Below are 13,379 nucleotides of genomic sequence, written 5' to 3'. Positions count from 1 at the left end.
TCAGTACGTCTACTGCGTATTCTCAGTAATGAAGCGTCCTGTTACTTGGGGGTCTGTACTTTCAGGTCTGTACTTTTAGCATTTTCGGGTCTGTGCTTGTAGGCTGTGTGCGAAAAACGACGACGAAGCCCGTCACCGTTGAGTGGTTGCTCAAAGGTGACGGGCTTGGTGTATTGAGTTGTTGTTTTGTTTGGTGTCGGCGGTTTCTTACTCTCCCACAACCTCCCGGTTGCAGTACCATCAGCGTTAGCAGGCTTAGCTTCCGGGTTCGGAATGGGACCGGGCGTTTCCCTGCTGCTATAGGCCACCGACAAACACGCGGAGCAACTGTTTGTGTCTGGTTGCTGGTGTTGTGTCAGATACTGTGTAGTGGACGCAAGCGACAGTGATATTTTCTTTGTCTTTGTGGTGTTTGTTGTCAACACACCCGTCAATATGGGGTGTGTGTGTGTTTGTTTTGGTCTATTAGTACCAGTAGCCTTCACACCTTGCGGTGCGTCCAGGTCTGGCCTATCAACCCCATCGTCTTTGGGGGACCTCAAGTGAAACCTCATCTTAAAACAGGCTTCCCGCTTAGATGCTTTCAGCGGTTATCCCTTCCGTACGTAGCCAACCAGCGATGCTCCTGGCGGAACAACTGGCACACTAGAGGTACGTCCGTCCCGGTCCTCTCGTACTAGGGACAGCCTTCTTCAAGTTTCAACGCGCGCGGCGGATAGAGACCGAACTGTCTCACGACGTTCTGAACCCAGCTCGCGTGCCGCTTTAATGGGCGAACAGCCCAACCCTTGGGACCTACTCCAGCCCCAGGATGCGACGAGCCGACATCGAGGTGCCAAACCATCCCGTCGATATGGACTCTTGGGGAAGATCAGCCTGTTATCCCCGGGGTACCTTTTATCCGTTGAGCGACACCACATCCACAAGTAGGTGCCGGATCACTAGTCCCGACTTTCGTCCCTGTTCGACATGTCTGTCTCACAGTCAAGCTCCCTTGTGCACTTACACTCACCACCTGATTGCCAACCAGGCTGAGGGAACCTTTGGGCGCCTCCGTTACATTTTGGGAGGCAACCGCCCCAGTTAAACTACCCACCAGGCACTGTCCCCAACCCAGATCATGGGCCAAGGTTAGACATCCAATCCGATCAGAGTGGTATTTCAACAACGACTCCACAACCACTAGCGTGGCCGCTTCATAGTCTCCCACCTATCCTACACAAACCGAACCGAACACCAATACCAAGCTATAGTGAAGGTCCCGGGGTCTTTTCGTCCTGCCGCGCGTAACGAGCATCTTTACTCGTAGTGCAATTTCACCGGGCCTGTGGTTGAGACAGCAGAGAAGTCGTTACGCCATTCGTGCAGGTCGGAACTTACCCGACAAGGAATTTCGCTACCTTAGGATGGTTATAGTTACCACCGCCGTTTACTGGGGCTTAAATTCTCAGCTTCGCAGCCAAAAGACTACTAACCGGTCCTCTTAACCTTCCAGCACCGGGCAGGCGTCAGTCCATATACATCAACTTAACGTCTTCGCATGGACCTGTGTTTTTGATAAACAGTCGCTTCCCTCTATTCTCTGCGACCCCACAACCCACCACACTCGTAAAGAGTGCTTAAGTCGTGTGGTCCCCCTTCTTCCGAAGTTACGGGGGCATTTTGCCGAGTTCCTTAACCACAGTTCACCCGAACGCCTTAGTATTTTCAACCTGACCACCTGTGTCGGTTTAGGGTACGGGCCATACATCCACATCGCTAGAGGCTTTTCTCGACAGTACTAGATCACCAACTTCACCCACATTTGGGCTACGCATCACGCCTCAGGCATTACGGTGTGCGGATTTGCCTACACACCACCTCACACGCTTACACCAACAATCCACTAAGCGGCATGGCTACTACACTGTGTCACCCCATCACTTGAACCACACATCAGGCCCCACGACATCAACAACCAACATGTTCAAAGAACACATCAATTATATCCGCGGTGGTTAGTATCAGTGCTTTATCATGGGCGCGGATATACGGGTACCAGAATATCAACTGGTTATCCATCGACTACGCCTGTCGGCCTCGCCTTAGGTCCCGACTCACCCTGGGAAGACGAACTTGACCCAGGAACCCTTAGTCATCCGGCGGGAAGGATTCTCACCTTCCAATTCGTTACTCATGCCTGCATTCTCACTCGCACACACTCCACGCCTCCTTACGGTAACGCTTCAACACATGCACGACGCTCCCCTACCCAAACAAAAAAGTTTGCCGCGGCTTCGGCGGTGTGCTTGAGCCCCACTACATTGTCGGCGCAGGACCACTCGACCAGTGAGCTATTACGCACTCTTTCAAGGATGGCTGCTTCTAAGCCAACCTCCTGGCTGTCTTCGCGATCCCACATCCTTTTCCACTTAGCACACCCTTAGGGGCCTTAACCGGCGATCTGGGCTGTTTCCCTCTCGACTATGAAGCTTATCCCCCACAGTCTCACTGCCGCACAACACAAATTGATGGCATTCGGAGTTTGGCTGACATTGCTAAGATTGTAGTCCCGCTCAACCAACCAGTAGCTCTACCTCCACCAAGCTAATGCGACGCTGCACCTAAATGCATTTCGGGGAGAACCAGCTATCACGGAGTTTGATTGGCCTTTCACCCCTACCCACAGCTCATCCCCGCAGTTTTCAACCTACGTGGGTTCGCGCCTCCACAGCATCTTACTACTGCTTCACACTGGCCATGGGTAGATCACCCCGCTTCGGGTCCAGGACATGCCACTTAAAACACCCCATTAGGATTCGGTTTCCCTACGGCTACCCCACACGGGTTAACCTCGCGACATGCCGCTGACTCGCAGGCTCATTCTTCAAAAGGCACGCCATCACACCATAAAAAGGTGCTCTGACGGATTGTAAGCACATGGTTTCAGGAACTATTTCACTCCCCTCCCGGGGTACTTTTCACCATTCCCTCACGGTACTCATACACTATCGGTCACACTGAGTATTTAGGCTTACCGGGTGGTCCCGGCAGATTCACAGCAGATTCCACGAGCCCGCTGCTACTCGGGCAACCCAACAACCCATGCATTGCAGCCTTCAACTACGGGACTATCACCCTCTACGGTAGGCGTTTCCACACCACTTCACCTAACAACAACACACAAGCAAACCAGTGGTAGCTGATTCACATTGGGGCCCACAACACCGCACACACAACCCCTACCAAGTATCACATGCACACGGTTTAGCCTCATCCACGTTCGTTCGCCACTACTAGCAGAATCATAAATTTTATTTTCTTCTCCTACGGGTACTGAGATGTTTCACTTCCCCGCGTAAACCCCCACAACAGCTATGAATTCACTGAAGGGTAACACCCCATAACAGGTGCCAGGTTTCCCCATTCGGACATCCTCGGATCAACGCTTTATTGACAACTCCCCGAGGCTTAACGCAGCCTTACACGTCCTTCATCGGCTCAGCATGCCAAGGCATCCACCATGCGCCCTAAATAACGAACACACAACCACCACCAACAACCACCACACAACAAGCAGCAATCATCAACAGTGGCGTGAACACACAAAACACAAAAAGAACAAAGAAATCACACAAACCACACACCCACCACAACAACCAACTATAAAAAGCCAGCTGCCACAAGGTAAAAAGCATGCGGTTTAATGCTCGCGTCCACTATACAGTTCTCACACAACACCCCACACAACCCAACAACCACAACCAACAAAGGCCTACACACGGTCATTACCATCATGTGGGTTATACAACCAGGGAACAATGCCCCAGACACCCAACAATGCACCACGTACTTTTAAAAAAAATGTTAGTCAACCATTCTGGTTAAGATGTATCTCCACCCGATTATCATTCGATGGCAGTAGAACAATCGCCTACATCAACCACCACACACATGAGAACAAATACTCACATGCTCATAGCACCAACTGGTGCTTAAAATTAAAGCTCCTTAGAAAGGAGGTGATCCACCCGCACCTTCCGGTACGGGTACCTTGTTACGACTTCGTCCCAATCGCCGATCCCACCTTCGACAGCTCCCTAACAAGTTTAGGCCACTGGCTTCGGGTGTTACCAACTTTCATGACGTGACGGGCGGTGTGTACAAGGCCCGGGAACGTATTCACCGCAGCGTTGCTGATCTGCGATTACTAGCGACTCCGACTTCATGGGGTCGAGTTGCAGACCCCAATCCGAACTAAGGCCGGCTTTCAGCGATTCGCTCCACCTCACAGTGTCGCTGCGCGTTGTACCGACCATTGTAGCATGTGTGAAGCCCTGGACATAAGGGGCATGATGATTTGACGTCATCCCCACCTTCCTCCGAGTTAACCCCGGCAGTCTCTCATGAGTCCCCAACCAAATGCTGGCAACATAAGACAAGGGTTGCGCTCGTTGCGGGACTTAACCCAACATCTCACGACACGAGCTGACGACAACCATGCACCACCTGTACACCAACCACAAGGGACACTACATCTCTGCAGCAATCTGGTGTATGTCAAGCCCAGGTAAGGTTCTTCGCGTTGCATCGAATTAATCCACATGCTCCGCCGCTTGTGCGGGCCCCCGTCAATTCCTTTGAGTTTTAGCCTTGCGGCCGTACTCCCCAGGCGGGGCGCTTAATGCGTTAGCTACGGCACAGAAGACGTGGAAGCCCCCTACACCTAGCGCCCACCGTTTACGGCATGGACTACCAGGGTATCTAATCCTGTTTGCTACCCATGCTTTCGCTCCTCAGCGTCAGTAACTGCCCAGTAACCTGCCTTCGCCATCGGTGTTCCTCCTGATATCTGCGCATTTCACCGCTACACCAGGAATTCCAGTTACCCCTACAGCACTCAAGTTATGCCCGTATCGCCTGCACGCCCGAAGTTAAGCCCCGGAATTTCACAGACGACGCGACAAACCACCTACGAGCTCTTTACGCCCAGTAATTCCGGACAACGCTCGCACCCTACGTATTACCGCGGCTGCTGGCACGTAGTTAGCCGGTGCTTCTTATACAGGTACCGTCACTTGCGCTTCGTCCCTGTCGAAAGGAGTTTACAACCCGAAGGCCGTCATCCCCCACGCGGCGTCGCTGCATCAGGCTTCCGCCCATTGTGCAATATTCCCCACTGCTGCCTCCCGTAGGAGTCTGGGCCGTATCTCAGTCCCAATGTGGCCGTACACCCTCTCAGGCCGGCTACCCGTCGACGCCTTGGTAGGCCATTACCCCACCAACAAGCTGATAGGCCGCGAGCTCATCTTGCACCGAAAAAACTTTCCAACCACCACACTAAAGACGGTTCATATCCGGTATTAGACCCAGTTTCCCAAGCTTATCCCAGAGTGCAAGGCAGATCACCCACGTGTTACTCACCCGTTCGCCACTCGAGTACCAGTGCAAGCACTGGCCTTTCCGTTCGACTTGCATGTGTTAAGCACGCCGCCAGCGTTCGTCCTGAGCCAGGATCAAACTCTCCACAAAAAAGGCCGTGAAAAGCCCAAACCTAGACAAACAGACAAACCACACCGCGTGATGCGAACGCATCACGCACACACCACACGGACTGGCTATCCAAAAATTACATAAAGAAAAAATCCAAAAACCAACCCCCAACCCGACGGGGCAAAAAGGAGGCTGGCCCGTTAGAAGATTTATATCAATATGCCCAAACAACTTAATATTATTTACAATGACGCCGCTTAAAGGAAAAGCGCCATCCGGCATACACCAACCGCAACACACATACAACGCATCACGGCCAAAATGATAAAAATCAACCAACACAAAAAGTACATTGGCACACTATTGAGTTCTCAAACATCATCCGCACACTCTTTGCACTGAATCTGTTTATTCATTGCTCTGAGCGGCTGGAGTTCATACTCTAGCCAACAAGTTTAAATCTTGTCAACTGGGAGTTAATCTCCTTGTCACCGGCGTCTTGCGGCGACTCGAATTAATATACGCACACCCCCATACTTGAACAAATCCGCAGTTCATACCATGTTTTTGCGACTTCCTTAACTGCTTTGCCGTTTGCCCCACGGTAAAACGACGAATCCCGCCGCAGTACGCGACGGGAATGACCTAACTCAGGTCCACAGTGGACACCCACTAGCTAGTTGAGTTTGGCACCAGCAAAATTCTTCTTGCCACGACGAAGCACAAGCCACGCGCCGTGCAGCAAGTCCTTGGCAGCCGGCTCCCACTCATCAGATTCGATTCGCTGGTTATTGACGTATGCACCGCCCTCTTTGATGGTTCGACGAGCTGCGCCCTTGGAATCGGCAAGGCCCGAAGCAACCAACAGGTCCACAATGGTGCGCGGTTCACCAGCAGCAATATCAGCGACGGTGGTCTCAGACAGCGCGCCAACCAGGGTTTGCTCATCCAAGTCAGAAAGCTCTGCCTTGCCGAACAGCGCCTGCGCAGCGAGCTCGACGGACTTCGTGGCTTCCTCGCCGTGTACCAAGGTGGTCATTTCCTGCGCCAGGCGGCGCTGCGCCTCGCGGCGGAAGGGTTCATCAGCAACCTTTTGCTCGTACTCGGCGATTTCTTCCTGGCTCAAGAAGGTAAACCACCGCAGGTAGTCGATGACCACAGAGTCACCCGCGTTGAGGAAGTACTGGTACCAGGAGTATGGCGAAGTCTTTTCCGGATCGAGCCAGAGCTTGCCACCACCTGTGGACTTACCAAACTTCTGTCCTTGGGCATCCGTCACTAGTGGAACCGTCAGGCCATGCACCTTGGCACCCTTGACGCGTCGGTTGAGATCAACACCGGAAACGATATTTCCCCACTGGTCGCCACCACCAATCTGCAGGACACAATCAAACTCATCGTGAAGGTGAACGTAGTCATTTGACTGCAGGAGCATGTAGGAGAACTCGGTGTAAGAAATGCCGTCAGACTCCAAACGGCGCTTGACGGTGTCACGGTCCAGCATGGTGTTGAGCGAGAAGTTCTTTCCCACATCACGCAAGAAATCGATGACGGTCATCTTGGAGGTCCAGTCAGCATTGTTGACCATGGTGGCGGCGTTGTCGCCCTCAAAATCAATGAACTGGCGCAGCTGCTTTTTAATGGCAACCATGTTCTCATTGATGGTCTCCTGCGAGAGCATGGTGCGCTCCCCCACATCGCGCGGGTCACCGATCTGCCCCGTCGCCCCGCCAGCCAGAGCGATCGGGTGGTGACCAGCTTTCTGGAAGCGGCGCAGCATAATCATTGGCACGAGATGGCCCGCATGGAGGGAGTCACCAGTCGGGTCGAAACCACAGTACAAAGTAATGGGCTCTTCACAGGCCTCACGCAATGCGTCGAGGTCGGTGGATTGGTTAATAAGGCCGCGCCACTGCAGCTCATCGATGATGTTCATGAAGGCTCCTTTGAAAGTCGATTCGATTCTGGAGAACTAGTCTGTGCAATCTATTTACCGTCAGGCCACGGCGTTGCGTGGTCCACAAGCATGACGGGGATGTCGTTCTCAATGGGATAGGCCACGCCAAGGCGTTCGTTGACCAAGAGCTGTTCCTCGGCCAGATACTTCAACGGACCTTTATCCTGCGGACACACCAAAATGTCAAGCAGTTGCGAATCGAGACTCATAGCCGTTTAGCCTACACTTCCCTTGATTCGATGGATGGAAGGGTCCCACCATATTCGAGTTTGAGGGCCATGGAATGATTCCTCAGTTTGCGTACGGAGTTCTGGGAGATGGCGTCCTTAATCTCTTCCATTTCTCGGCCCAAGATTCCGAGCGATTGACTCATTTCCTCGACGGCGACCGGATCATTCAGGTCCGTTACGTCAAGGTAAGACTTCACCAGTGCTGGTGAGTGTTCTTCAATCATGTCGCGCACAAGGGTTTGTTGGTGCGGGGCTTCATCGAGCCGTCGCCAATTCTCGAGCACCCACACTGCTGACTTATCGAACGAGTCCCACGCACGCTGGACTGGACCAGGAAGCTGATGGGCTGTAAAGGTGTACCGGACTTCCTGCAGGGTATGGGCAAGTTGGTCTTCTCCCGCTTTGGGAGGCTCAAGAACCTTCTCTTGTTTAGGTGGCGTCACGAACCCAGCGGCTATACCCGTGCAGACTGCGACCACCGGCCACAAGAAGCCCAATCCGCCGCCGCTCAACACGTGGAGGACAACAACGAGGGCGGTAACCGCAACGCCGACGACAACTTTTCGCGAGTTCAAAGCGTTCATGTAGTGCAGATACTCCTCGAAATAGATGGACTTGTTTTACTGGTACGCACGGATTTCTTCGAAGGCCGCAGCGAGATCACCGTTGAGGGCGTCGAAGGTCTTACCACCAGTGAGCTGGGCAAGCTCCTTCATCTCTTGGATATTGGCTTCACCATACAAGATGACGAAGACCGGAATTTCCTTTTTGTCCTCAGGAAGTTGCGAATAGGCATCCTTGAACTGTGCAAATGTACGTCCGCGGGTCACCTCGCCGTCGGTCATGAGCACCACTGTGCCAATATCGCCACTGCTGGTATCTACCTCATCAAGGGCGTTAAGCACGGCCTCAAAGGTGGCGGTATCGCCATCTGCGACTAGTCGTTCCACGCGGTCCGCGAGTTCCTTGGTGGTTGCCGGGTTGGCTTTGTCTACGCGCGCACGCGTCGGCTGCTGCGGCTCGGAGGAATACGGGATCAGTTTTATCTGCTCGCGGTTACGGAAGGCCACTTGACCTTCACCTTCTGGGCTGCCATCTGCCGAACCGTCGATGAGCGGGAGCAAACTGCTCTTGAGCAGGTCAATGCGCTGGCCCTCCATGGAGCCGGAGGTGTCGAGAACCAAGGCCGTATTGCCAGGATTGCGCAGTTCGTGGGCAAAGGCATCTTCAAGTGCAGCTACGGTCTGCTCATTTGCCGGGTAGGGCAGCTCAAAAATGGTGCCGGGCAAGTCAGAATTATCTACCCGCAAATGGAAGTTTGTGAGCTTGTCTGGATGCTCTGCAAACCACTCAGCTAGCGCCTGTACTTTTGCTTCTGCATCCTTATCCGGAGAGCTTGCCAAAGAAGACAACGGATAGTCAGCCGAAATCACTCCATCGGAGGGGATGATTACTTCAAGGTCTGCTCCCTCGTCCTTAAGCTGGTAGAGCACCGATTCATAGTTGAAGATGGCATCCGCTTGTTCAGGATGCTCACGGAAGCGATCCGCCAACCAGCCAGAGGATCCCGACGTCAAGGTCTGATTGCCGAAGAACTTCTGCACTTTGCCTGTGGCCTGCCGGATGTCCTTCTCCGTGAGGGCCCGCCCAGTATCCGCAAAGGCGGTCGTTGCGGCGGATAGCGCGGAGAAGCCCGAGTTGGAGGTGGAAGGATCGGTCATGCCAAAGGTAATTCCAGAGTCCGCGATTTCTTGCCACGTCGGCTGCTTATTGGTCCAGCCTTGTTCCTGTGCCACGGAGGTCTGCACGCCAAGTGCCACAGGGGAACGCGCTACGCTGTGCTCTCGTCCCAACTGGCCGTCTGCGCCGATGATGCGCGCATAACGGTTAGTGGCAAACCAGGTCGCGTCATAGTTTCCCTCGAAGCCACCTTGCTTCAGGGTGCGGGAATTTGCCAAGGTGCCGTCCTCGGTGGTCATGGTGATATCGAAGCCGAGGTCTTGGGAGGCGTCGGCAAGCACAGGCTCCAAGGGTTCGAGCTCCGTTGCCGCCACGATTCTGAGACCCCCGCTGAATGAATTCCCAGCGCCGGGCTTCTGAGAGTCATCGAACAGATCACCCATCGAACAGGCCGTCAGCGCCATGGTGCCCAGGATGGCGACCAGCACTCTTAAAGACCGAAACATTCCCTCACTACCTTCCAGATGCTTGTGCTGCGGAGCCTTAGCCGACTACCCGCAAAATCTCCTCGTAATCAGCCCACCGCAGCTGGGTATATTCTCCGCCATCCACGGGGATACTGTGATCGCTGGATGGATCAAATTTCGAGCTGAAGCCGGAGCTCTGTGCGCTGAGCCCGAGCTCCTCCATCACCGCAGGGATACCGTCCTCATTCATTGCTTTAGCAAATAGCGCTCCCTCCTCAGTGCGAGGAATGACGATGCTGATCAACGTCGTCGGTGGATCCAGGGCTAGCGGTGTATAGCGGGAAAGATCCTCGCCCTCGTGGAGCAGGCGTACGTACTGATTGGTAGTTGCCAAGACCATGGGCATCTCCCCCTTATCCACCCGAAGAAAAGCCTCGAGAATTCCCTGCTCGGTGGTCTCACCGTAGCCCTGTTCCGATACGAGACGCCGCATGATGTCATCAGCTTCCGCATCAATCTTCGCCTTGTCATCGCGTCCTAGCTCCTTCTCCGCGTAATCCTCCCCAACGGTGCGAAGAAGACGTGCGTAACGCAATGCCGCAAAAGACTGACTTACCTGGGGCACTGCAACATCCACGACGCGCGGCGAGCCGAAGGCTGGGCTAATGTCACGCCAGCGAGTGTTTTCCTGGGACATGTCCACCAAGGTCTCTACGTTCAACGAAGCTAGGTTGCCGGATTCCGTGACCAAGTCGTGGTTCTTCATGTCCTCTACAAGCTCGCTATGCACCAGCACCAACAACTGATTGCCAAATACCATCGGAGAACCTTCATCCAGTTCCGCCAACTCCGGGTTGGTATTGCGTAGGTCAGACACCCACGCAGCGCCATTGGGGTCCGTCAGAATGAAGTCGTAGTCCTTGTCCACGCTGCTGCTGTGTTCAACGAAGTCCCCAGCCGGCACCACATCGAGTTCGACCTCAATGTTGTGTTTCTCTAAAGCCTCGAGCATGGCAGGGTCTTTAAAGGTAGATTCCAGTTCTGGACTAACTGCGCCGGTGACATGGATTGTGTCCTTGAAAAGGTTGAGCTTCGACAGGGAACCACCTCCACGCCCTACCGCGAGGGAGGCCACGGCGAGGGCGATGAACACTGCGGCGAATACGAAGGATTTAGTACGCTTCGTCGACGATGTGCTGCTCATGTTCTAAATCATAAAGTGATCTTCTTCTCATTGCTGGGTAAAGGAAGGGTGAGGGGGTAAGGCGGGAGCCCGCTGTCCTGCCTCACCCAGTTCTTTAAAGAAGAGAAGGAACGTTCGCTACCAAAGAGTAGAGGTCCTTCGGGTCCTCAGGGTTAGCGATGATATCAATCTCGGACTCTAGGTCGGTGCCCCGAACAGAATCGCGTAGATAGCGCAGTGCAGAGAAGTCATTGATGGCGAATCCGACATCGTCGAAAAGCGTGATCTGCTCCTCGCTTTCGCGGCCCGTGGCCTGTCCTGTCAGGACTTGATAGAACTCGACTACGGGGAAATCATCCGGCTTCTGCTGAATCTCTCCCTCAATGCGGGTTTGTTCGGGAAACTCAACAAAGACTTTTGACTTGTCCAAAATCGAGCTTTCCAGCTCCGTCTTGCCGGGACAATCACCGCCAACGGCATTGAGGTGCACGCCCGGGAGAACATGGCGATCAGCCAGAATTTGGTTCTGCGCTTTATCCGCCGTGCAGGTGGTGATGATGTCCGCACCCTGCACCACCTCATCGACGCTCGTGCAGGCAGTGATACTAAAGCCCAGCGGTTCAAGGTTGCGCCTGAACTTTTCTACGGCCTGTGGGTCAATGTCGTAGATGGCTATGTCATCGATCCCCATGACTCCGCGGAAGGCCAGTGCTTGAAACTCGGATTGGGAACCAGCCCCGACCATGGCCATCCTTTTCGAATCCTGCCGGGCCAGGTGTTTGGCAACCATGGCCGAGGTAGCGGCCGTGCGCAGCGCTGTGAGCAGAGTCATCTCTGCTTCGAAGGTGGGGTAGCCATTGTCGACGTCGGCAAGCACGCCGAAGGCCGTAACCGTTTGGAATCCGCGCGCGGGATTGGAGGGGTGACCGTTGACGTACTTAAAGGAATACTCCTTGCCATTGGAGGTGGGCATGAGTTCGATGACACCGAACGGGGTGTGAGAAGCCACGCGTGCGCTTTTGTCGAATCGCTCCCACTCGCGGTAGTCCGCCTCAAGGTAGTCCACCATTCCGGTAATGATGTTTTCTACTCCGGACCTGACCCCTGTTTGGTAGACACCTGATATCCAGCCCGGTTGGGTTGGGAAGAAAGGTAATCTACCACCATGCCTAGGTACTCCGAACAGTTCAAACGTGATGCTGTGGCCCTCTACGAAAACAATGAGGACCTCTCACTTCACGCGGCTTCAGCAGAGCTTGGAGTCAATCGTTCCTCACTTTATTCCTGGCTTAAGCAGTACGGCACCGGCAAGCGTGCCCGCACGAAGACCATGCGTGACAAGGCGAAGGCGACGACTGATTCTGAACGGATCCGTCAGCTAGAAAAAGAAGTCTCTAAGCTTCGTGAAGAACGCGACATCCTGCGCAAGGCCGCGAAATATTTTGCCGAAGAGACACGCTGGTAATCCGCTTCCAGTTTGTCGATGACCATCGAACCGAATACTCGGTCAAGCGGATGTGCCACGTGTTAAAGCTCAATCGCTCCTCGTTCTACAAATGGGCCAACACCCGCGAAAAACGCAGGTTAAAGACGTGTTCCGATGCCCTTATTGGTGCGAGAATCAAGACCATCTTCGATGATGAGCACGGGCTTTATGGTGCTAAACGCATCGCTGCAAGTCTCAACGACGATACGGACTTTCCTCCGATAAATCACAAGAAGGTCGCACGCATCATGAAATCCATGGGGCTGAAAGGCTTTACTAAACGCCGTCGATGCATCACCACCAGACGAAAGTTTGGCCACCGAGTCATGCCAGACTTAGTAGGCCGCAGATTCACAGCTGATAGGCCGAACCACGTCTACGTAGGCGATATCACCTACCTGCCGTGTAAGGGAGGCAAGAACATGTACCTGGCCACGGTCATCGACGTCTACTCGCGCAAACTTGTCGGCCATGCACTCGCCGATCACATGCGGGTATCGCTGGTTATCGAAGCTTTATCTCATGCAAGGAAAGTCCGCGGAAGCCTGAAAGGGGCAATTTTCCATTCTGATCACGGCAGTGTGTACACCTCACAAGCATTTAGGGACCACTGCACCCAGCTTGGTGTTCGCCAATCCATGGGAGCGGTGGGAACGAGTGCCGATAATGCCCTGGCAGAATCGTTTAACGCCACTCTAAAGCGTGAAGTTCTGCGTGATCGGAAAGTCTTTGACAATCCCATTACCTGCCGCCAAGAAGTCTTCCGATGGTGCATGCGCTACAACACGCACAGACGGCACTCCTGGTGCAATCTTCTAGCCCCCGATACCTTCGAAGCATTCACATCAGCTACACTGGCCCAAGCAGCATAGCTAACCCCCGACGTGTCTACTTTCCGGGGGTC

Annotated in this window: 7 protein-coding genes and 3 rRNA genes; 1 reads left to right on the top strand and 9 read right to left on the bottom strand. The window is 53.8% G+C overall.

Annotation, left to right across the window (positions count from 1 at the left end; all coding sequences use genetic code 11):
• Positions 1–194: 194 nt before the first annotated feature.
• The 9 genes from rrf to ABZS45_RS03760 form a co-directional block, all read right to left on the bottom strand.
• A 5S ribosomal RNA gene (gene rrf, locus ABZS45_RS03800) occupies positions 195–312 on the bottom strand.
• A 134-nt stretch (positions 313–446) separates the two neighbouring features.
• A 23S ribosomal RNA gene (locus ABZS45_RS03795) occupies positions 447–3,524 on the bottom strand.
• Between the two features lie 470 nt (positions 3,525–3,994).
• Positions 3,995–5,511 (bottom strand): 16S ribosomal RNA (locus ABZS45_RS03790).
• The 16S, 23S and 5S rRNA genes sit together here, the layout of an rRNA operon.
• Before the next feature lie 637 nt (positions 5,512–6,148).
• Positions 6,149–7,408 carry a tyrosine--tRNA ligase gene (gene tyrS, locus ABZS45_RS03785; RefSeq protein ID WP_412100701.1) on the bottom strand — a complete coding sequence of 420 codons (1,260 nt, stop codon included), beginning with the start codon at positions 7,406–7,408 and terminating at the stop codon, positions 6,149–6,151.
• A 50-nt stretch (positions 7,409–7,458) separates the two neighbouring features.
• Positions 7,459–7,638: a Trm112 family protein gene (locus tag ABZS45_RS03780; protein WP_412100700.1), complete on the bottom strand. Its 180-nt coding sequence runs from the start codon at positions 7,636–7,638 to the stop codon at positions 7,459–7,461.
• A gap of 11 nt (positions 7,639–7,649) precedes the next feature.
• The gene (locus ABZS45_RS03775; protein WP_412100699.1) at positions 7,650–8,243 is read right to left on the bottom strand and encodes a hypothetical protein; all 594 of its coding nucleotides are present in this window, start codon (positions 8,241–8,243) and stop codon (positions 7,650–7,652) included.
• A 36-nt stretch (positions 8,244–8,279) separates the two neighbouring features.
• The gene (locus ABZS45_RS03770; protein ID WP_412100698.1) at positions 8,280–9,845 is read right to left on the bottom strand and encodes a VWA domain-containing protein; all 1,566 of its coding nucleotides are present in this window, start codon (positions 9,843–9,845) and stop codon (positions 8,280–8,282) included.
• Positions 9,846–9,882: 37 nt separating this feature from the next.
• Positions 9,883–11,010: a hypothetical protein gene (locus tag ABZS45_RS03765; RefSeq protein WP_412100697.1), complete on the bottom strand. Its 1,128-nt coding sequence runs from the start codon at positions 11,008–11,010 to the stop codon at positions 9,883–9,885.
• A 94-nt stretch (positions 11,011–11,104) separates the two neighbouring features.
• Positions 11,105–12,115 carry an ornithine cyclodeaminase gene (locus ABZS45_RS03760; RefSeq protein ID WP_412101132.1) on the bottom strand — a complete coding sequence of 337 codons (1,011 nt, stop codon included), beginning with the start codon at positions 12,113–12,115 and terminating at the stop codon, positions 11,105–11,107.
• Between the two features lie 39 nt (positions 12,116–12,154).
• Between ABZS45_RS03760 and ABZS45_RS03755 the strand changes: the two genes are divergently transcribed.
• A protein-coding gene (locus tag ABZS45_RS03755) for an IS3 family transposase (RefSeq protein WP_412099203.1) occupies positions 12,155–13,347 on the top strand; the annotation gives its coding sequence in 2 pieces (ribosomal slippage) (positions 12,155–12,437 and positions 12,437–13,347; 1,194 coding nt in all).
• Positions 13,348–13,379: the final 32 nt, after the last annotated feature.

Source organism: Corynebacterium aurimucosum, assembly GCF_046895345.1.
In the GTDB taxonomy this organism is placed as follows: Bacteria; Actinomycetota; Actinomycetes; order Mycobacteriales; family Mycobacteriaceae; genus Corynebacterium; species Corynebacterium aurimucosum_G.
Note: the sequence above shows the minus strand (reverse complement) of the source record. Positions and strands in the feature narration are given on the sequence as shown.